This window comes from Leptolyngbya sp. FACHB-321, from assembly GCF_014695975.1.
In the GTDB taxonomy this organism is placed as follows: Bacteria; Cyanobacteriota; Cyanobacteriia; order Leptolyngbyales; family Leptolyngbyaceae; genus Stenomitos.
Map to the genome: position 1 here is coordinate 172,194 of NZ_JACJPI010000074.1, position 20,573 is coordinate 192,766.

A 20,573-nucleotide genomic window follows, 5' to 3' on the forward strand; every position below is an offset into this window, starting at 1 on the left:
GGCTTTGTGAGCCGCTATCCAGGCTGACAGCAACGATATAACGAGGCTTATATAAGCCAGTTCGCATAACACACCTGAATTGCTCTACTGTACCTGATACATCTGAAATTGACACCTGACGCCGAGCGCTGTGGTCTAACGCTATTTGCGCTCGATCGTTTCAACGCGGAACCGTTCTACAGATGTAAGTAGATCGCGGGCAACACCCACCAGGTTTTGCAGCGAACCAGACACTCTTTGCGCCTCCTGAGAGGTTTCCTGAGCGGTCAACTCAACCGATTGCATGACCTGAGCGACCGCGCGTGAGGTCTCAGTTTGCTCAACAGTGTCTGCTGTAATCGAACGCACTAGTACGTCGATTCGATTAGAAACCTGAATGATATCTTCGAGCGATCGCTTTGCCTGTTCTGCTAATCGAGTGCCTTCAATAACCTGCTGCGTCCCTTCCTCCATCGCGGTCATTACAGAGCCTGTTTCACCCTGAATTTGCAATACGATTTGTTCGATTTCTTTCGAGGCTTTGGCGGCACGGTCAGCTAACTGTCGCACCTCGTCAGCAACGATCGCGAACCCACGACCCGCTTCGCCTGCCCGTGCTGCTTCAATACTGGCGTTAAGTGCCAGCAAGTTGGTACGAGAGGCAATTTGCGAAATCAAAGCGACGATCTTAGAAATCTCTTGCGATGATTCTGCAAGGCGTTTCACCTTGCGCGTGGTTTCTGCCACCGTTTCGCGGATTTCGAGGATACCTGCCACAGTCCGTTCTACTGCTTCCCCACCCTTAAGCGCGGTTGCCGATGCCGATCGTGCGACTTCCTCCGCTTCCCGGGCGCTTTCTGCCACCCGTTGAATCGAGTCGGTCATCACCTGCACCGAGTTCAACGTGACTGCAAGCTCTTCTGCCTGTCGGAGTGCATCAGACGACAAACTACGGGCAAACATTTCATTGTCGGTCGAGCCTTTACTAACCTGCCGCGCTGCTACTTTCACCTGTTGCACAATTTCTCGCAGGTTTTGGATCGTCAGGTTGAACGAGTCAGCAACGGCACCCAGCACGTCTGCCGTTACCTCTGCCTGCACCGTCAAGTCACCACGAGCTGCGCCTTCCACATCGTCTAGCAGTCGAATCACCTGACGCTGCAAATCTTCCTTCGCTTGCTCTTGCTCTTCTGCCTTGCGTTGCGCTTCACTGGTAGTGGTAAGAATGACCCGTGCCATCTGGTTGAAGCCCGATGAGAGATGACCAAATTCATCTTCGGTATAAACCGTAGCACGAGCATTCAAGTTGCCCTGACAAACCGAATTAAATTGCGCTTGCAAATCATCCGTCGATTGCTTGATTTTCTTGGCAGTAAATTGCCCTACAGCAAAGGCTGCCATCCCACCCGACAAACCGCCCACTAAAGCCATCGCCCAGCCAGTGCCCTGAAGTCGCGAAATGACCGCACTGGAGAGTTCCTTTTCTCGAGGTGTGGCATTCTCACCCGTGCCAGGTAAGGTGCTAGTAGAGATAAGATTCACCACAGCCACAGCCACTGCTGAAAAGATCCCCGCTGTGACCGCAGTGTAGAACTGCTTACGTTCAATAGGCGCATTCTCTAAAAACGCTAGTGCCCCTTGTTCAACGCTAGGACTAGGTTCAACTCCTTGCTGGTCAGACTGGGTAAATGTTGGTACTTGCTCAGACGTACTGGAGATGCTGAAGACTTCATCATCGGAGATGGTAGAACGGGTGCCGTTACTGCCAAAGCCCATGGAGTCAAAGTCACCAGCAGTACTACTACTTGCTAAAGCACCGCTTCCTGGTAAATCAAAACTAGCATTGACAGAGGGGCTTGTAAAGCCAGCAGAATTTTCTGAAAGATCAAAATCGGCGAGATTGCCAAGATCATCAAATTCGTCAAACTCATCTAGAAAGTCGGCGCTGGTTTGCCTGCTGCTACCAGAATCTGCATTAGCACGGTCACTGTAGAGGGAGTCTGCTGGCTCTTGTGTAAAGCCGCTGGCTGCCCCAAACTGATCACTCTCATACACCCCCGTACTACCCATAAACAGGGTCTCATCTTCGGTGATGCGGTGATTGCTGCTGTTACGAGCTGTATCTAAAGGGGGCGTGGAGTGATCGTTTTCAATCGTGTAGGATGGCTGATCGATCGGTGATGCGCCTGGCAGATCCAGTGGTGCAAACGCATCATCAAACTCGTCTAAAGCGGCAGCAAACTGGTCATTGTTGGGAGTGGATAGTGTGCCGTAGCTCGACGTACTAAAGTCCGACGTGCCGTAATCAGGCGTACTGAAATCGGGTACATCGAAGTCGATCGCACCAGGTGTACTATTAGTGTCAAAGTTCAGCGGTTCTGCTGGCAGCTGCGAGAATGCGTCATCTTGCGGATGATCCAGTGCTGCATCAACCGAGAATGGATCAGAGAGAGAATCAAAACTGTCTAAGGCACTGGCTTCCTGTAACTGCGTACCATTATCAAATGGGCTAGCGAACGGCTCGTTTGCTAACGACGCAAAATCCTGCCCGTATGTGTCTGATGCAGAGTTAAAGCTGGAGTCGAAGTTTGAGTCAAAATTGGGGTCAAAGCTAAGGTCATCAGCACCGAACGCATTGTCAAACTCATTACTTAAATCCAGATTGTTGAAGCTCAGGTTATCATCCTGGTCCCAATCCGTAGACGGAATAGCTGGTTCGGATGACGCATAGACATCAGACGCGATCGCTCCACCAAAATTATCTTCACCCGCATCGCCTGCCTGGCTATCAATGTAAGCTAGACCATCGTTAGCGTAGTTGATAAACTCCTGATCGGTTGTCAGCCCCAGCACTGATTGGTATTGGTCTCTAGCGATCGCGAACTGCTGTAGCCCGTAGCAATAGACATGACCACGTAGCAACGATGCGCTGGGATCTTCAGGAAATTCTTTAATAAGGCGATCAACGATTTCCGCCGCCTCCTCATAGTTGCCCTGCACATATGCCTTTTGCGCTTGCTGATATTCTTGTGCGTATTCAGTGCCAGTTGCCATTTGCCTCCTCCCAGTTGCGTATTGAGTGCTGTAGCTTAGGCATAGCGGAGGTTCTGCGACGTACGGCTTGGCTCTGACCGACACCGCACTCAATCCGCGTGACTTGTTTCTCAGTTTTACCGCTAGTTCGTGTTTTTTTCACGTCAATTTCTCTCCTAGGCTGCCCATCGAGCAGATCGCAGAATGGCAATCTGATCTAATAGTCGGAGAAACTTATTTGCTTGTGCATCTAAAACCCACTCACCACGTAGAAACGGAGCAACGCTATCGGGCACATTGGTAGACATCTGCACCTCCTCAATATCCAGCCAGTCCATACCAACGATGCGATCGACCGCTAAACCTAGCATAATGTCTTGGTCTTCAACAGCAATAACTTGAACTTCTGGTTTATCTGTATTCAATGGCGTTGGATCGCCCAAGAATTGACCAAGATCGGCAACCCAAACGACACGTCCGCGTACATTAAGAGTACCCAAAAGCAGTGGTGAAACATTCGGCACGGGCGTAATCCGATCGGGTGATGGCGACAATACCTCTCGAATCCCCATCGCTGGTAGCGCAAATTCACTGCCGGATGTGATGTAAAACCGCAAGTGCAGCTCACCTTCAGGACTTTCCAACTCCTGAAATTCGGGTGCCTGATCTTGCCCCCTGCCCGTTAAAAAATCTGGATTGCCGACCATTGCTTTTGCTTAACCCCGCAACAATTGCTTGACTGTTCCCACTAATTCGGTCGGCTGAAAAGGTTTGGCAATATAAGCATCAGCGCCCTGTTTCATGCCCCAGTAGCGATCGAACTCTTCCCCTTTGGATGAACACATGACAACGGGCACATCTTGAGTCTTAGGATCGGCTTTGAGGCGACGGCAGACTTCATAACCATTCATGCGCGGCATGACAATATCTAGCACCACTAGATCAGGTCGATGTCCTTGAATTTTCTCTAATGCCTCAACGCCGTCACCAGCTACCGTCACACTTAAACCACTCCCCTTTAAGAGATCGGTAATCATCTCTCGTTGAGTCACACTATCTTCCACGACCAGAACTGTACTCATATTCCTTTCCCTGCTTGCCGGCTGAAACGTTAACGGGAAGACCCAACGCTATTCACCTTAGTATTCACCCTAAAACTATGTAATCCATAAAGTATCCTCGATTTAGCGCTAAACGGATGTCAATGTTGAGTCAGCATCTGTCCAATCAATTTCCAGATCATTGTCTACATTATTGAGTGCATCGTTGTGCTGGCTACTATATTGTTCGCCTGCACCAATGTACTTTTCAACCAACATTAAAAGCTCACTTTCACCAAAGGGTTTTGTTAAGTAATCAGTTGCACCGACCATTTTGGCTTTCACGCGATCAATAAAGCCATCCTTGCCTGTCAGCATCACGATCGGAATTTGGCGAAATGCGGTGGACTTCCGCAGCATGGCGCAGATTTCATACCCGTCCAATTCAGGCATTGCAATATCGCAAAGAATCAAATCAGGCTTGAGCTGAAAGACAAGACTAAGTGCCTTCAACGGGTTGCCGATCGCTGTTGCTTCATAGCTATGTTGCCGCAAAATGTGCTCCACCGTTTCTCGTACCGTTACGCCATCGTCAATGCAAACAACTCTCAACGGTCTAGGTTCGGGCAGTCGTCCAAATTCTCTAGAACGCACGGGCTTGACACCGCTACCCGACTCATTTTCTTTGGTAGTACCATAAATAAGTTGAATTACACCCTTCTGTACATAAGGATAGATTGCCCGCGCTACGGTTAAACTATCGCGATTCAAATAACGTGCAATTTGACGAATCGACGTTTTACCGTCAGCATAGCGGTCTAAGGTTGCCAACGTGCGTTTAGACAGCGTGTCTTGAAGCATGGCAAGGTCTGCGATCACTGGGCATTGGTCGGGCGATTGAATATGGGGATGAAACTGCTTCCATTCCTGCACCTGCTTCATAATTTTTGCCAGTAGAGGTGTCATCTCTAGCGTGGTCAACTGTGGTGAAAGCGCTGGTCCCAACTCAAAGATGAACGAGCCTTGATGCAGGCTTAACAGGTCAAACAGCGTCTCATGCACCATGCTTTGAATAATGCTGCGACCCTGTGCTGGGGTTAGGATATGGTTTTCAAGCAGTGCCCATAAATAGCCGTACTCTGGTGCATTGGTGGTTGCGATCGACGGCACCACTAGACTACTCAGCGTCGCCTCTGCCCGATAGCGCCGAAGGTAATCTGACAGCCGCGATAAACTGGTGGCGCGATCAGCTGCATAGACAATCTCTCCATTTAGGAAAAAAACAAACCAATACTGCTCTGCCAGTGCTTTTGACGCACGCACATCTTGCACATAAACCATGCCAGGGTTGCCCATGCCGCTTGGTTGCGATGGATACGCTTCGACAAAAAGCTCACCCGTTCGCTGCCCCAACTCAATGAGTTGCAGAATGCTACGAATGTCAATTTCATTCAACTTCCCCTGCATGAAACTCCAGCCTTTTCCTCAAACGCTTGGAACTTGTTTCGATTCAGGCATCTTTTGCAGCAGTAGTCGCTTGGCAAAGAATCTCTGATGTACCAGCCGCTGACTGGCTAAGACAACGGGCTGATACAACTTTTATACTCCCCCTTGATACCTTTATTGATCGAATCTCTCAGTTTTTCCAACTTATGGCTGTTGCAACTAGCGATCGCATAGGTCATCGCGTGACTGTCTATCTGCGTTAACATCGCGTAATAGGAGCACTCTTCGCTTTCCGTCGGCGTTAAGAACAGAGATGTCTGAAGGTAGAGACTTACCGTTTCCTACGTTACAGTTCTTTACTGTTCGTACCTGGGGGGGAATTATGTGTAATACCTTAACCTGTCTGAAAAGCTGCTAGCTTTACGGATGGCAAAATGGCATACTCAGGGACTAGAGTGCTAATGGGTGCGATTGACGTTATCTTTGAAAGTACGTCTAAGAGAAAAATTGGTGCCTGGAAGGGGCGTCTAACCTGGAGTAGCAGGGTAAAGACTGACTAGTCTGTTGACAAAGATGGTCTGTCTTAGCTTTCAGCAGTGCTAGTCTGTGGTAGAGATACTTTGATGCAGGCATAATTCGTAGAACTACAATGCTGTAGTTCTTGATTTGAGCATTGCAGTCAACATCGTGCGTTATAAACTAGGTTGAAGACAAAGGTATACGGTAGCTGATGACGTTGATTAAACGTTGGCGCACTGGCATTAAGCAACTAGATTTGCACGATCGCGACTAGATATAAGGATTGTTCTGATAGGGTTGTCTGATTACACTAGGTTTAGTGGCTTTGGTCAGACTATCCCAAACTAGTCTATTGGACACCAGATTGCTTAAGTGGCGATCGAGATTGGGCACAGACACAGAAGAGGATTATCAGCGTGCTGTATCTTGCAGAAGTACAAAAAAAGAGCGGTGGCTTGCTGGGTGGCGGCAAGGCAGAGTTGAAGCTGCTTGCTTGCCAGCGGTCTGAACAAAGCTGGAGTGCAGTAACTAGTGAAGAAGTCGTTGGTTGCGATGAGGCAAACAACTACAACGGTGGCGCTCTAGTACTGGTTGACCTTACAGCCAATAAGCAAGTGCAGCGTGTCCAGGAAGCCGGACGGCAACTGGTTAGCATTCTCCAGAACTTTTCGCGACTGCAAGAAAAGTTTAAGACACAAGAAGAAGAGATTGAACAATGGAAGCAGTCTCTGACGTATCAGAGTCAGGAACTCAATCGTCGGGAAATGGAGATGGAAACCCGACGTGAGCAACTCCAGCAGATGGAGGACGACTTTGAACAGCTAGAGCAGCAGCGTCAGGAGTTTGAAACCCTACGTGATGAAGTGAACCAGCAGCGCGATGAATTTGAGCGCAACCGTCAGGAGTTAGAAGGAGCTTGGAATCATCTGCGTGGCGAGATGAGTCGTCTAGAAGAGCGGCAGGCAGAGTTTCAGCAGACTGCCTTTCTCGACGATGAGCAGGCACGCATTATTCAAGACTTGCTGAATCGGTTGGCAGGTGCAGTACCCTCTACAGATGTGGTACGAGACCAACTGAATGCTTCGGTAGAAATTTTGGTGCAGCAGCAAAACACGCTCAATCAGCAGTGGCAGAATTTGGAGCAACAGCGATCCACCGCGCAGCAGTTGCAAGACGAAGCCGATCGCCAAACTCAAGACATTCACCAGCGCTGGCACGAGTGGAACCAGGCGCAAGAGTCGCTAGAACAAGGGCGGGCAGAACTGAAGGTACAACAAACGTCGCTCAACGTGCGGCAAGAGTATGCCCGGATGCTAGGTATACAAATCCAAAACCAAGAGGATCTACATCAGCAGCTTTACGGCTTGGCAGACAGCTCTGATAAGGTCAAGATTGGGCAAAAAGTGGATGTTGAAGCCCTTGAGAAGCTGCCGATCGACGAACTGCAAAAGGTCGTCAGCGATCTAGAGCGCGATTTGCAGAAGCTCTCTCAGTTTGTGGAAAGCCAAGAAGAGGAACTGCGTTACAAGCAGCAGGAAATTAACGACCTACAAGCAAAGATCCAGGCAGCCAATGAGTATGATCGTCTTAACTTGGAAAACGAACTGGCAGATGAGCAAGACGGCTACCAGATGCTCAACGAAACTCTGGTTGGTCAGCGCCGTAACCTGCGAGAACGCGATGGTCTGTTGAGCCAGCACCGCACTGTGCTGTTACGTCGTCAGGGCAATACTGATTCAGCGATACAAGAAAACGATATCGATCTGGGACCCATTCTGAGCCAAATTGAAGCCCAACGGCAGCAGCAAGTCGAAGAACTGCAAAAGCTGGAGAGCCAAATCGAACAAATGCGCGGCGCGATCGATCAGGCACAGGGCATGGTCAATACACAAGCAACGGAACAAGAAAACAAGCGCAACGAACTCAAACAGTTAGAACAAGCCCTGCTCGATCGCCGTTCTGCCGCCGCTGAAACCTGGGGGCGCGTGAACCTCTATCAGGAAATGCTTCAGCCGATTCAGGATAATGTAGACAGTTTGCGGCAACGGCTTGACGGTATTTCAGGCACAATCACTCAGTTTCAGGAAACAGGAGAACATCAAGGGCAGGCGATCGCCGAAATGCGCCAAATCCTCGCCAACCTTACCAGCACGCCAGAACTCGCTGCATCTTAAGAACTAACTTTGGGTAGTAAACTACTTTGATCTTGGTTATGCGTTTCTTCAGCCGCAACTGTCATTGTAGTGCTTGAGCCAGATCCAGTTAGCTTCGACGTGAGCGATCGCACCGCCTGGAAAGGGATCGGTTTGTGATCGATTCGGTGCTGTAATTAAGCTCACCAGTTTCTCGATGTGGTCAAAGTTGGGAGCGGAGGGTAAGGCTTGCTGGAGAAATTGACGGGCAGTGCGGCGTTGGAGTGCAAGGGGAGCGTGTTTTAGAAGAGAGCGATCGAGTCCTGGGCGAGCAGGATGTTGTGCCTGCTGAAGTAACGCTGCTGCTTGTGCTTCAAGGTACTCTACGTCTGCCTGGAGTAGTTCTGCTGTTTGGGACAAAGCATATTCTACTTGTGGATTGAAGTGATGCAAGGAAGGCAAGAGTTCTTGACGAATGCGGTTACGGGCATAGGTCAGGTCGTCGTTCGTTGTGTCGTCCCAAACTTGTAACTGAGCATCATGGCAAAACTGCCCTGTTGCAGCACGAGTCATGCTTAAAAGGGGGCGCACTAACTGAATAGCAGGGGTGAGGAGACGTTTCCAGACAAGCGCTTGCAAGCCATCAGCGCCACTACCGCGCATCAGGTTGTAGAGGAGGGTTTCTGCACGATCGCTGGCAGTATGTCCTGTCGCAATGCAGGAATAGTCGTGCTGTTGGGCAATCGTTGTCAAAGCTTCATAGCGCCACTGCCGTGCCGTTGCCTCGCTGATCGTGCTGCTTTCAGCAGTCTGTTGGTAGTAAGGGATTTGCCAGTTGCACGCAAGTTGACTCACATAAACAGCGTTTGCATCAGAGTCTAACCGCCAGCGATGGTTACAGTGAGCGATCGCCAAATGCCATCCCCATTTAGGTTGCAGGTCTAAGAGCAGTTTGACCAGACAAAGCGAATCTTGACCACCCGAAACGGCAACTAGCACACGTTGTTTCTGTACTAACAATTGCCGTTCTTTTAGCGTTCGATGCAGGTGTGCATGCAGGGGTATCCAACCCTGATTAGAAGAGCCTTGCGAATGCCGAGCATTAGAGCGATCGAAGGCTGCCTCTGGCATTAGTAATCGTCATCAATATCGTTATAAACATCATCAAATTTGGGGTCTGGCTTCTCAGGGCGGCGTGTTCGTTCACGAGGCACATCTAGCATTTTAGGTTTGCTGGCGTCTGGGACAAACTCTAGACGAATGCGAACCCGACCACGCTGCCAGCCTTGAGTGCCAAAGCGGAGCGCTTCGCAGGGTAAACCCTCACCAAACCAGCCTTCGTTATCGTCAGACCAGTCAGTTTCGCGATCGCTAATAGCCTGAGCCAGGGCATCAATAAATTCGCCCACTTTAAATGTGGGATTCACCATCAATACCCGACCTACGTTGATAAACAGCACCTCGTCATTATTCAGCGGTTCAAATTGGTTATCCATCGTCTACTGTTAAACGTCAATTACAGGGAGTGAGGTGAGAGGAAATGAGAACGTAGTTTTGAGCTTTGAGCTGAACGCTAGGAGTGCATTGACTCTAATCACCCTTTTAGCTTTTATCCCTCATCTTGTATCTCTCATCCTTCCCACTTAAAGAAACCACCCATAGCTATGAAGTCCCTTGCCCAACAAATTTACACCCAGGTAGCAAACCCAGACGACTACGAACCCAACGGTTGCTAAAAGGGCTGGACGACGACCTTGCCAACCTTTGGTAATGCGAGAGTGCAGGTAAGCGGCAAAGACCAGCCAGGTGATGAGTGCCCAAGTTTCTTTAGGGTCCCAACTCCAGTAAGAACCCCATGCTTCGTTTGCCCAAACACCACCAGCAATAATACCGATCGTCAGTAGCGGAAAGCCTAGCCCAATAATGCGATAGCTAATATTGTCTAGCGTATCGGCAAGACTCAGGCGTTGGGGTGAGAGCGGCATTGCAACAGGGGCTACAGTCGGAGCATTGAGTACTGCCGTAGCGGTGCTACCATTTAGCTCTGTTTGCGGATTCGTTGATGTGCTGGAAAGCGCTGTTGCAGGTATCACCAGTTCGCCGTCACGTCGCAGTTGATACGTACGATCGCGATACGCCCCTGTACCCACTGAACTGCCACGTAGCTCAATTTTTTGACCCCGTGTAACCACTAAAAAGGCGATCGACAGCAGCGATCCCACCATGAGCGTGGCGTAACTCAACATCATCACGCTAACGTGCATCATTAGCCAATTGGATTTCAACGCAGGCACCAGAGGCGCAGAGGCTTGCATATCCTTCGGTAGCGTCAGTGCTGCAAAAGCAGTGATGCCTGTTGCAACTGGAGCCGTTACTACACCAACAAGGCGGCTGTCGCTCATGTTCTCGGCAACCAAATGAATGGCGGTGATGCCCCATGTGAGAAAAAAGAGCGACTCATACAAGTTGCTGAGGGGAAAGTAGCCAGCTTCTAGCCAGCGTGCGCCCAAAAGAGCAGCGATACAGAGGTTGGCGATCGCCATGCCCGTTGTGCCTAACAGCGACAGGTAGGGTACACGAGGAAAGGCTGCCCCAACCCAATACACCAGCGCTGTCGCAAACAGAATTGCAAAGGACGCATTATCAAAAATAGTTTGCAGTCTAACCAAATCCATGCCGTATTTTTCTCCAGGCTTTGAACCAATGCCCTTTCTCTATCCTACGATTCTTGAGAATAGTTAGGAAGTTTTGTTAGGGGGATGGAACAGCACCAGGAAGCTCGAGCGCTGGGCTATTAGTTGGCGATGGAGTATTAGCAGGCACTGTAGGGCTAGGCAGAGGGGCAGGTTTGCCAGCCTTTTGCAACAACACGGTGACATCGTAGCGCGTGGTGCGAGCGTCGCTAATACCTGCTGTGACACCGATCGAGCGAATAGCATCAAGCAGATTTTGATTGCCAAGCGGCAGTTGCGGTAGCGGTAGGTTCTTCGCTTTGTAGGCATCCACATTCACGAAGAAATTGCCGTTGTTAGGAGTGGGACCAGATGGGACACTGGTTTTAAAGGCTTGACTATCGGCTAGCGAGGCAGAGGGTTTCGGCAAGATTTCGTTCACCACTGAAACGGTTGGCGAACCAAGCGCAATAAACGCCACATTGTCGGTCAGCCAACCGTGGGAGGCAGTAAACCCAAGTGCTGGCAACGACCAGTTAGTAAGGGGTTGATCGCCTGCCTTAGCCGCTTCAACCTTGAACTTATACTTCTCTGCCATTGTCTGGTCTAGCTGTTTGAATGTGGCTTCCGTTGCTCGTCGATCGTTCGACTGCACCATAAACAAGAGGTTGAACGGTAAACCAGCGGGACTACCATCGGGTGTCGCAACCAGTGCTAGTGAAAATTCACCCTGCATCCACGTCAGAAAGTCCTGCTCTAGATCCAGGTTAACGGTTGATTTCAAAGCGTTTGGCAACCAATCTGGTGACGCGGGTACTGCAAGGTTAATGGCTGTTGCGCCCTGGCTGTAATTCTGCCAGAACTGCCTCAAGTTGCCGCCTGATGCCATCAAGAGCGTGCTGGCTGGCAGACGACCCGGCATACTTTTGCCCTTGTTCTCCACTTGAAAGGTTTTTTGGCTATCGGGCTTGTACCAGGTTACACCTTTAAACTGAACGCCCTCGGTCTCCAAGCTTAACGTCGCTGCCACACCTTGCGTCTGTGTCTGTGCCAGGTTCGGTGGTGCTGCCTTGCCTGTATTGGCTGCCGTAAAGGCAGTAGCGGCTGGAAAGTTGAGGTAAAGCTTACCAAACGTTTGTGCTGTCTGGATCTTACTAACCGCTTGGGCATAGCCTGGAGTTGCCTTCAGCGCTGCTTGCCCTTGTTCACCTTTATAGGTATCGATCGCTCGATCCATTGCTTTGGGATCGGTGGTGACCACCAGTAATCTGCCGTCAAACACCGTTGCCGAAATATTCTCTGCCTTGCCCTGCGTCTCTTTAATCTGGAAACCTTTGTAGGTGCGGTCTACTAGCTTGCCTGCCTGGGGTCTCGGCTGCTCCAAAAGCTGCTTTGCCTGTAGCGGGTTTTGAATCGGCAGTACCACGATCGCTAAAGGCTTAGGAGCCGCAGGTGCAGGGGTATTTGGCGCAGCGGCAAGGGGCTGTGGTGACAACAAGGCAATGCTTGCTTCTTTGCCAATCCAGGGTTGAATATCTTTTGCATAATCGTAGCCATTGGCAGTCAAGAGTCGATCGCGCAGTTGCGCCAGGTTCTTGTCAAAGGCTGCCTGACTTTGAGGTGTACCAAACTCGCGCAGTTGTTGCCATTGCCCAGGGTCAGTCGAGACCGAGAGCGTCATCAGTGCATCTTGCGGAATCACTTCAGCACCGATCGGCAGGTCTCCTGGGCCGCCCCGCTGATTTAGAAACCAGTAGGCAGTAGCACCTCCACCCACTAACAGTACAGCAGCACCTACGGGCAATAATAGGGACGGCTTTTTTTTCTTAGTCATGGGGGAGGGCTTTCCTATCTAGACAGCGCGAGCAATGCCCCTGCCACTTTAGCAAACCTGACACGCAACCGGGGAAGAAGATGACATGAAAGTTAGAGCGGCAAGAATAAAGAAGTAATGGACTAGATTCTGTAGAAGTGACAAACGCTCAAAGGAATACTTGCTTAACGCTTTCTTCTATTCATCGCGACGCAAGATCACACCACCTTCAACTGGGGTAATGTCTGCTCCTTCAAACGTATCGGTGCCACCCGTCCAGTTAAAGTCACTAATTCGCAAGCCTAAGGAGCCAATGGACAGGATTGGGTTGTAGCGTACGATGATCGCGTAGGTGCGGCGGCTGTATTCCAAAAAGTAGTCAGTGCTGATCTGATTGTTTGTATCTAAACTGATAGCAGTTTGAAAGCCAACTCGAAACGGACCGTAGATCTGTTGGGTGATGCCAAGACTAAGAATGCGATTATCAACTGTGCGATCGAAGAGAAAAGGCGATTGCCCGCTTCCAATGTATTGAATGTAGGCAATATTGAACGCAGTATAGTCAAAGAATTTGCGGGAAAAATGCCCAAACTGACCGCTCAGACCTACACTAGCAATGAGGTTTTGCTGAGTATCACCGCTTGTATAGGCACTGGCAACCCCTCTCAGCGTCACCCCCAAACCAACGTAGGGCGTGAGGGGTACTGGGCTATAGCGTAAACCTTCTGTTGGGGTTGGCGGTAGCGCAGTCCCCTGCCAGAGGGTAAAACCACGCGCTAGCTGCACCGTTCCCTCAAACCGACCCAGGCTAATCCGGTTGTTGCTGCGATCGGCGCTTAAAAGGTCAAGGCGATCAGTATCCGCATTCACGTACTGAGCACCAACCTGGTACGTTAGCTCAATGCCAGACTTGCCCAAAATAATTCTGGGTGAGATTAATACGGCTCCCAGGCTACTTTGCACCGTCTGGAACCCTAGCGAGCCGTTAAACAGGCGATCGCGATAGCTATACTCAAACGCTAACGTGTGATCGCCTACCAATTGCTGTGCCCGTAGGCTGGCTCTGACATTATCTTCAAGATCGTTCAAATCCAGGCTTGTAAAAGATACCCTGCCTCGAATACTGGTCAATGGACCGGGGTTAACCTCCAAAGACCCTCGCAAGCCAAAGTTTTCTGCCTTGAAGGGGCTACCACCGTTAAGGATGGCTTGCTGCACAAAAAACTGCGGTGACAGAGTAAACCGAACGGTATCAGACGATAGCACTCTGAACGGACGTTCGATAAACAAGCCGCCCCGATCTTCGTCATCGTAACCAAACTGAAAGAGAGCCGGCGATCGCTGCCGCCGGTCTAAAGCAACTACAGGTAGGAAGAAGGGCAGGGTCAGACGCTGGTCAAACACCAGCCGGGGGCGTTTTGTCCGCACCTCATCCCGTAATGGCGAAACGCGGGTAAACGTCGCCTGTTCTGCTTTTAAGACTAGCTCTGGAGGCGAAAAAGGGTCGTTGGTGATCTGAATGTTCTGGGCAACCCAGCCATCTGGGGTGAACTCAATTTGATCCGCTTCAAAGCGCAACCGTCGGACTGCCCCCCCTTGAGGCACACCACCAGGAATCCGGGCTGCATCTCGTCCAAAGCCGACGCCGACACCGAGGCTGCCGGGGCTACTGACATTTTGCGTCGGTTGGGCAGATGTTACTCGATCGCTCACAGAACGTGCGATCGTCACGCCTTCATTTCGTGACCCTAGCGCCAGATCGGTACCTGTATTGGGAAGAAAAATTTCACCCCTGGCATTCAACAGTGTGCCAGCACCCTGAACAAAGTTATAGTCGAGCCGTTGTCCACGCAAAACCTGGCTGCCACGGGTCAACGCTACGTTGCCCTCTGCCACTGCTAGCCGATTGTCCAAATTGACCTGGATACGATCGGCATCTAGCAACGCACCCTGAAACCGCATCAGAACATTGCCTTCAGCCGTAAAAATCTTGCGTTGCTCATCATATTCCTGACGGTCTGCGGTTAGCTCAATCACCGATCCAACATCCGGAGTTGTCCCAGGAGTCGGTGAACCACCAGTGGTCGGTGAATCACCAGAGGGTGGTGAACCAGTGCTCGGCGGAGCTTGCGTTGGTTCTGGTTGCGTTGGTGGCTGAGTCGGAATCTCTAGTTGAACGGGTGGTTGCTCAGTTGTTGGGGTTGGCACTGGATTGCCCGCTGGTTGATCCAACGTTGGCATCGGTAAGAGTAGCGGCGTTTGATCAGGCGCTTGAGCACGGATCACCAGCCCTGGCTTACCAGACATGCCCGTTTCTTCCTGTGCCAAGGTCTCTTGGGCAAACTCGTCCAGGATAATTGCGTCACTCAGCCCTGAGATAACAGCCGATTCACGGGTTGACTGGTTTGGCTGCGTTGTCCCTGAGAGAGAGTACACCACAGACTCACCGGAGTCTGTGGCACCTGAAACAGGCAGCGATCGCTCTACAGCAGTACGTTTATTGCGAGTCGCTGGAGCGCTAACTGGTGGAACGGCGATCGGCGGTATCTGTCTAGGCAATGGGCTGGGCAACGGGGCTCCATTAGCTAAACGCTGCCTTCCTACGGGCTGTTGCTTCCATTCCGTGACCGTATCAGCCTTGTCAGGCGTTTCTTTAGGCTTGACAGCCTTTGATTGAGGGTTAGAAACGCTCGCTTGTTGATCATTTTTAAGCTGGGCATCCTTCAACAAATAACCAGTTGTTGTTGAGGTGCCAAGGAGCGACGCTTGCGACACCCCCGACTGCTCAATAAAAGTCGCTGCTGTCGGCAAGCTTTCCGTTTCAGGAGCCGCTGGGCTAGGAGCTACAGCATTCTCTTGGCGGAGCTGCGTCAGTGGTACCGTCTGTTGGGTTGCTGCTGGTGCTGAAACAACCAATGGAGCGTGTGGTGAGTGCCTAACGTCTTGAGACGGAGTAGCGATGAGGGCAGGAGGAGTCGGTGGCGAAACCGGATAGGGCATATAGCGACAGTCTCAAACGAATAAGCAACCCCTGGGGGTTGCTTTACTGGCAAATGGCGGGTAGCCCACGCCACCCCCACCATAATGTTGCAATGCAGGCTCAGTCTACTCTAAATCGCGCTGCTTCGGGTTACGGGCAGGGTCATTAGACAAAAAGCCAAAGATAAACAGCGCAACAAAGAAAGCAACAACAATATAGACGGCAATTTTGAGAGTGACCATACCACTAGCTCCAGAAAAATCAAAGATACACGATCGACCCGCATGGCGCGATCGCTCTCCTATCATACAGAAATGCCGTTCCGTTTTCGCTTTAGCGGTTGCGTCTGCTGTTTGCACGACACGGTATCATGCCTCCATAGTGATGTAAAGATTCAGTGAAGTGTCATTGCTCATAATCATCTATCACAGCAAATTTCAGACGAGTAAGCGACAGTTTTTGTGAACAGGCGTACAGCAAAAGGATGACGAATAAGGGATAAATAGAAGCTCTCGCTCAAAGGAAATTTCAAGGTTGATGTCTGTCCTAACGTTCTCTTCGACTACTATTGCTTGCTCTCTGGAATAGGTAGGAGTGTATAAGTACAGGTGGAAATATTGCTTACGTTTAGCAATGTGCTAGCCAAGTAACAGTTCTCAGCGAGCAATTCAGTCAGGCGAGCGTGCCTGCCCCATAGATACGGCATGAGTTTTACGAGCAACAACTAATGCATCGCCAATCAAACAATCTCACAGCTCAGACCATTAACACCCAAAAACCGTATCGCTTTGGAGCCATCCTGAGCGTTGGCATGGGCAACATGACCCGCTACCTCAGCTTCCGCAAGTACGCCGAGCGTGACTCTGAAGTAGACCTTACCTGGGCACCCATCAAGCATTTTATTGCGCCTGATGAGCCAAACCCCTTACGGTACTTACCCGAACCGTTCTACACGCGGGCAGTAATTCTTTACCAATCGTTTCCCGTGCTGCGACACATGCATCAGTTTGATGCCGTGTTGTTCCATATGTTTGAGGCATACACTGTTGCCTGTTGCCGCAGTGTGCTTTGGAAACAGCCCCTCCTCATCTGGAACAATGATGATCCACCGGTTGTTAACCCCTCCACGCATCCGCTGTATCCCAAAGACTTCAACAAATTGCTGTGGCGGCATCGGTTTCGGTTAGGGCTAGACTTATGGTGCGCTAAACAGACAGCAGCATTCATTCCCTGGTCTGAGTGGGGCAAAAATATTTGGGTTGATGAGTGTGGCATTCCGTCTCAAAGGGTGCAGCCTATTCACCCAGGCTTAGATTTAGAACTGTGGTCGGACATGACGTTCCTCCGCATTGATGCGGCTGCAAAACCAAAAATTCTGTTTGTGGGCGGCGATTTTGTCCGCAAAGGCGGCGATGTGCTGCTGCAAGTTTTTAGTCAACAGTTTGCGGAAAGTGCAGAACTCCATCTGGTTACCAAAGAGCCGCCAACGGTAACGTTGCCAAATGTGTATGTCTACACAGATCTTGCTCCAAATGATGGTCGTCTTGCTCAGCTTTACGCTCAAGCGAGTCTCTTCGTCCTGCCAACAACGGCGGATCTTTCGTCTTGGGCATGCTTAGAAGCAATGGCATCTGGTTGCGCGGTCATCAGCACAGAGGTTGGCGGTGTCCGCGATATTGTACGTCACGGTGAAACGGGTCTCACGGTGCCCGTAGGGGATGCATCAGCCCTTGCCGCAGCCATGCGATCGCTACTGAATAATCCAACGTTGTGTCACCAAATGTGCGTGCAAGGACGCAGCGTTGTAGAGCGCGACTTCAACGCTGCCATTAATGTGCCACGCATTCTTGCAGTGATGAAAGAGGCGGTCGATAGTAAGCGTGCGTCAAGCAAGAGTTCCTAAGAAAGAACCTAAGGAATGGAAATTAAATAAGTTTGATGTTTGGTAGGGGCAGGTTTTGCCGTCAAATCTATTGCACGGTGCGGATTGGTCTACTAAACTCGCCCGTACAGTTTGCGGATTGATTAAATCTACGATCCTAAATGAAACGCTGAAACCGCAAAATTTCTGCCAGTAAACTACTGAATGCTAATGTGACACAACCGATCGTCTAAGTTTGCTGTGATTGACTGGGGGTATCGTCATAACGTCGCGCACGAGGCGTGGCAAAGCAACTCAGGAAAATACCAATTTGACGCTGAAACAGACACGCTTTGACAATATCCGTTGTCAACTCACTGCGGTAGCGCAGATAAAACGCTGCTACTCTCAAACCGCCTAAGAGGATGAATGCGGGCAGCAGCAACGTCAGCAGTGGTTGTTGCCAGGGATGCAGCTTAGACAACCGCAAAGCATGAGCCGACAGCCCACTGTTGCGAGCAGTTTTAAGCAGATACTCAGGCTCTAAGCGTCTTGCAGGCATATGGTGCCATACCTTCATCTCACCGTTATGCCAAACCTCCCAGTGACTGTTGATGATGTAGTGCAAGACCTCCACATCTTCGGCACAGGTTGCCACCATACTCCGGGACGCATCCCTACCCCATAATCGGCGATGTTGAGGGACAGCCTCCTGCCATGCCTGCTTACGAATAACGCACCCTGGATTGACTGGACAACGGCGGCGCACAAATGTTTTGGGGTAGCGGAAGGCTGCGTCTCCAGAATCACCAACGGCGAGCAAAAACTTGATCTGATGAAAGTTTTCTGGTGAAGCAACTTCCAACCGTGGATAAATGTTGCCCCCGTAAGCCCCTGCCTTAGGGTGTTCTTGACCAAAACGATAGGCTGCGGCTAGCCAGGTTGGTTCTGGAAGATTATCGTCATCTAAAAAGCCGACCAAAGCTTCACTTGCTGCTTCACGCATTGCCAGTTCACGCCCATAGCCGCATCCCTGCCGTGGTTCGCAGAGAAAGCGGATTTGGCTGTCCTGCCGCCATCGCTGAGCATATTCGGCAACAATTGCTGCTGTACGATCGGTGCTGTTGTTATCAACAATGAGCACTTCCCACTGCAACCCCTCCGCATTAGTTTGAGCAAGTAGGTGGTCTAGAACTTCGGGCAAGCGTTTCTCAGCATTATAGGTACGGACAGCAACAGTAAAGTCAATTGGCATGACGAGATGGCGATAAGAACCCTACATCATTATGAGTACCCAACGTTGGAGAACTCTTACCTTGTAATTTCTTCATTTCTACGCTACTTTCCATGAAGTTTTGATGATGTTTGCAAAAAACATTTTCTAAGTATTTATGTCAAACTGCCTTCAACTGAGCCGCTAGGAAATAAGTGGTACTTCAAATAGCCCCTCACCGTAGCTGATTGAGCTTGCGGAAATCTAGCGGCTTAAAGCACCGCTTCATGAGCTAACCTACTCCAAAAAACTCATTTCTATGTCCAGAAAAAAGCCTGCTGTTGACGATCGCTCCTTCTGGCAACTGCCCTTGCTGTCAGCGCTGCCCCTATGCTTCATGTCTATGCTTCTGGCGATGAGTTGCTGGCTAGTCGCACCGTCAGCTCTGGCGCTGCCACTGCCAGCGACATCCACTGTCGGGGCACTGTTTTCTTTCGCGGGCGAGCGTCCAGCAAATCTAGGCGTAGCGGAGGGTAAGTTTGCGCCCTGTCCAAGTACGCCCAACTGTGTAAGCAGCCAGAGCCAAGATCCCGCACACGCGATCGCTCCACTGCGCTATGCCACTGCGCCAGAAGTCGCTTTTGACACGCTTAAAGCAACGCTTCAGGGGCAACCAAGAGTCAGTCTGCTGACGGCTACTGCTGACTATATTCGTGCGGAATTTACCTCATCAATCATGGGCTTTGTCGATGACGTTGAGTTTTACCTTGATCGCGATGCCGATCGCATTCAAGTCCGTTCTGCTTCTCGCTTAGGCGAATCTGATCTAGGTGTGAACCGCAAGCGCATTGAGGCAATACGGGCAACGCTAGAGCCTTAAGAACGGTAAAGACAACAGGTGCCACAGGAAGCTAAACTCTGAGGGGGTTAGCCCAACACTTGCAAACCTTCCACAAGCGCTGAAAGACCGTGAAGCCCTTTCTCTTTGTGACTGATCTGGACCATACGCTGGTGGGCGACGATCGTGCCATGAGTGACCTCAACCACCAGCTAGAGAAGCACCGCCAGCAGTACGGTACAAAAATTGTGTACTCCACTGGGCGATCGCTCACCAGCTATCGGCAGCTCAGCACCGAAAAAACGCTCCTACAGCCAGACATTCTGATCTGTGCTGTTGGCACTGAAATTTATCATCAAGGCGGCGAGGCTCCTGACCCAATTTGGTCTGAAATGCTCTCGCAAGGCTGGAAGCGTGAACAAATCGTCAACAGTGCTGCCCGTTTTGTTGACCTTACGCCGCAACCTGATTCAGAGCAACGCCCGTTCAAAGTAAGTTATTTTCTTAGCGAACAAGCCGCTGTTGAAGTTCTCCCCGATTTGGAAGCGTTGCTGGCAGAACAACGGTTGGAGGTTCAGCTTATCTTTAGCGGTGGTAAAGATCTGGATCTTTTGCCACGTCAAGCGAATAAAGGCATGGCAATGGCATTTATCCGTCAATATTTAGAATTCGACCCGCTGCAAACGGTGGCGTGTGGTGATTCTGGTAATGATGTGGCACTGTTTCGCGATCGCCCAGAACGCGGCATCATTGTTGGCAATGCTCGTCCAGAACTCCTTCAATGGCATCAAGCAAACCCGAACCGCAACCGCTATCTTGCACTAGCGGAATGTGCTGGAGGCATCCTTGAAGGGCTACAACACTTCGGCTTTCTTTGAATTTTGGCGTTGCTGTTTATAGGGATGATGCCTTACCCTTTTCTGCATACCTCTAAGCTTTTGGTCCCTATTAGAGACCTTTTAGTCCATTCCACCCGCTTTTGCTTGTAGTGGTATAGACGCAATCAGGTCAAATCTTTCATGCGAGGGCACGCCATTGCCTTGCTAA

The 20,573-nt window shown here is 50.5% G+C and carries 16 protein-coding genes; 4 read left to right on the plus strand and 12 right to left on the minus strand.

What is annotated here, in order from left to right; translation table 11 throughout:
* Nucleotides 1–141: 141 nt before the first annotated feature.
* The 5 genes from H6F76_RS21795 to H6F76_RS21815 form a co-directional block, all read right to left on the minus strand.
* Nucleotides 142–3,033 (minus strand): methyl-accepting chemotaxis protein, encoded by a 2,892-nt coding sequence (locus tag H6F76_RS21795; RefSeq protein ID WP_190511471.1) that lies wholly within the window; start codon nt 3,031–3,033, stop codon nt 142–144.
* Nucleotides 3,017–3,175 (minus strand): hypothetical protein, encoded by a 159-nt coding sequence (locus H6F76_RS21800; RefSeq protein WP_190448806.1) that lies wholly within the window; start codon nt 3,173–3,175, stop codon nt 3,017–3,019. The genes H6F76_RS21795 and H6F76_RS21800 overlap by 17 nt, the downstream gene beginning before the upstream one ends.
* A 13-nt stretch (nt 3,176–3,188) precedes the next feature.
* Nucleotides 3,189–3,719 carry a chemotaxis protein CheW gene (locus tag H6F76_RS21805; RefSeq protein ID WP_190448805.1) on the minus strand — a complete coding sequence of 177 codons (531 nt, stop codon included), beginning with the start codon at nt 3,717–3,719 and terminating at the stop codon, nt 3,189–3,191.
* A gap of 9 nt (nt 3,720–3,728) precedes the next feature.
* Nucleotides 3,729–4,094, minus strand: a complete 366-nt coding sequence (locus tag H6F76_RS21810) for a response regulator (RefSeq protein ID WP_190448804.1) — start codon at nt 4,092–4,094, stop codon at nt 3,729–3,731.
* Nucleotides 4,095–4,202: 108 nt separating this feature from the next.
* Entirely contained in the window at nt 4,203–5,519 is a 1,317-nt protein-coding gene (locus tag H6F76_RS21815) for a response regulator (RefSeq protein WP_190511473.1), read from the minus strand.
* Nucleotides 5,520–6,433: 914 nt separating this feature from the next.
* On the opposite strand from H6F76_RS21815, the gene hmpF reads away from it, so the two are divergent.
* Nucleotides 6,434–8,191, plus strand: a complete 1,758-nt coding sequence (gene hmpF / locus H6F76_RS21820) for a pilus motility taxis protein HmpF (protein ID WP_190511475.1) — start codon at nt 6,434–6,436, stop codon at nt 8,189–8,191.
* Nucleotides 8,192–8,239: 48 nt separating this feature from the next.
* On the opposite strand, the gene tilS is transcribed toward hmpF, so the two are convergent.
* From tilS to H6F76_RS21850, 6 genes are all read right to left on the minus strand, one after another.
* Nucleotides 8,240–9,280 carry a tRNA lysidine(34) synthetase TilS gene (gene tilS, locus H6F76_RS21825; RefSeq protein ID WP_190511477.1) on the minus strand — a complete coding sequence of 347 codons (1,041 nt, stop codon included), beginning with the start codon at nt 9,278–9,280 and terminating at the stop codon, nt 8,240–8,242.
* On the minus strand, nt 9,280–9,645 hold the full coding sequence (locus H6F76_RS21830) for a KGK domain-containing protein (protein ID WP_190511479.1): 366 nt from the start codon (nt 9,643–9,645) through the stop codon (nt 9,280–9,282). The genes tilS and H6F76_RS21830 overlap by 1 nt, the downstream gene beginning before the upstream one ends.
* 147 nt (nt 9,646–9,792) lie before the next feature.
* Nucleotides 9,793–10,824: a c-type cytochrome biogenesis protein CcsB gene (ccsB, locus tag H6F76_RS21835; RefSeq protein ID WP_190511481.1), complete on the minus strand. Its 1,032-nt coding sequence runs from the start codon at nt 10,822–10,824 to the stop codon at nt 9,793–9,795.
* A gap of 76 nt (nt 10,825–10,900) precedes the next feature.
* Nucleotides 10,901–12,655, minus strand: coding sequence for a DUF3352 domain-containing protein (locus H6F76_RS21840; protein ID WP_190511483.1), 1,755 nt, complete (start codon nt 12,653–12,655; stop codon nt 10,901–10,903).
* Nucleotides 12,656–12,832: 177 nt separating this feature from the next.
* The gene (locus tag H6F76_RS21845) at nt 12,833–15,634 is read right to left on the minus strand and encodes a DUF3769 domain-containing protein (protein WP_190511485.1); all 2,802 of its coding nucleotides are present in this window, start codon (nt 15,632–15,634) and stop codon (nt 12,833–12,835) included.
* 105 nt (nt 15,635–15,739) lie between these two features.
* On the minus strand, nt 15,740–15,856 hold the full coding sequence (locus H6F76_RS21850; protein WP_106254363.1) for a photosystem II reaction center protein I: 117 nt from the start codon (nt 15,854–15,856) through the stop codon (nt 15,740–15,742).
* A gap of 485 nt (nt 15,857–16,341) precedes the next feature.
* Between H6F76_RS21850 and H6F76_RS21855 the strand changes: the two genes are divergently transcribed.
* Nucleotides 16,342–17,517 carry a glycosyltransferase family 4 protein gene (locus H6F76_RS21855; RefSeq protein WP_190511487.1) on the plus strand — a complete coding sequence of 392 codons (1,176 nt, stop codon included), beginning with the start codon at nt 16,342–16,344 and terminating at the stop codon, nt 17,515–17,517.
* Nucleotides 17,518–17,725: 208 nt separating this feature from the next.
* Here H6F76_RS21855 and hpsE read toward each other — a convergent pair whose 3' ends face one another.
* Nucleotides 17,726–18,730 carry a hormogonium polysaccharide biosynthesis glycosyltransferase HpsE gene (hpsE, locus tag H6F76_RS21860; RefSeq protein WP_190511489.1) on the minus strand — a complete coding sequence of 335 codons (1,005 nt, stop codon included), beginning with the start codon at nt 18,728–18,730 and terminating at the stop codon, nt 17,726–17,728.
* A gap of 277 nt (nt 18,731–19,007) precedes the next feature.
* On the opposite strand from hpsE, the gene H6F76_RS21865 reads away from it, so the two are divergent.
* Nucleotides 19,008–19,568, plus strand: coding sequence for a DUF1499 domain-containing protein (locus tag H6F76_RS21865; protein WP_242036789.1), 561 nt, complete (start codon nt 19,008–19,010; stop codon nt 19,566–19,568).
* A gap of 89 nt (nt 19,569–19,657) precedes the next feature.
* A complete protein-coding gene (locus H6F76_RS21870; RefSeq protein WP_190511491.1) occupies nt 19,658–20,404 on the plus strand; it encodes a sucrose-phosphate phosphatase in 747 nt (248 codons plus the stop codon).
* Nucleotides 20,405–20,573: the final 169 nt, after the last annotated feature.

Excerpts from the sequence above, each read along its gene's own strand:
- H6F76_RS21795 (WP_190511471.1), bottom strand. The coding sequence starts at position 3,033 with ATGGCAACTGGCACTGAATACGCACAAGAATATCAGCAAGCGCAAAAG.
- H6F76_RS21805 (WP_190448805.1), bottom strand. The coding sequence starts at position 3,719 with ATGGTCGGCAATCCAGATTTTTTAACGGGCAGGGGGCAAGATCAGGCA.
- H6F76_RS21810 (WP_190448804.1), bottom strand. The coding sequence starts at position 4,094 with ATGAGTACAGTTCTGGTCGTGGAAGATAGTGTGACTCAACGAGAGATG.
- H6F76_RS21815 (WP_190511473.1), bottom strand. The coding sequence starts at position 5,519 with ATGCAGGGGAAGTTGAATGAAATTGACATTCGTAGCATTCTGCAACTC.
- tilS (WP_190511477.1), bottom strand. The coding sequence starts at position 9,280 with ATGCCAGAGGCAGCCTTCGATCGCTCTAATGCTCGGCATTCGCAAGGC.
- H6F76_RS21830 (WP_190511479.1), bottom strand. The coding sequence starts at position 9,645 with ATGGATAACCAATTTGAACCGCTGAATAATGACGAGGTGCTGTTTATC.
- ccsB (WP_190511481.1), bottom strand. The coding sequence starts at position 10,824 with ATGGATTTGGTTAGACTGCAAACTATTTTTGATAATGCGTCCTTTGCA.
- H6F76_RS21840 (WP_190511483.1), bottom strand. The coding sequence starts at position 12,655 with ATGACTAAGAAAAAAAAGCCGTCCCTATTATTGCCCGTAGGTGCTGCT.
- H6F76_RS21845 (WP_190511485.1), bottom strand. The coding sequence starts at position 15,634 with ATGCCCTATCCGGTTTCGCCACCGACTCCTCCTGCCCTCATCGCTACT.
- H6F76_RS21850 (WP_106254363.1), bottom strand. The coding sequence starts at position 15,856 with ATGGTCACTCTCAAAATTGCCGTCTATATTGTTGTTGCTTTCTTTGTT.
- H6F76_RS21855 (WP_190511487.1), top strand. The coding sequence starts at position 16,342 with ATGCATCGCCAATCAAACAATCTCACAGCTCAGACCATTAACACCCAA.
- hpsE (WP_190511489.1), bottom strand. The coding sequence starts at position 18,730 with ATGCCAATTGACTTTACTGTTGCTGTCCGTACCTATAATGCTGAGAAA.
- H6F76_RS21865 (WP_242036789.1), top strand. The coding sequence starts at position 19,008 with ATGTCCAGAAAAAAGCCTGCTGTTGACGATCGCTCCTTCTGGCAACTG.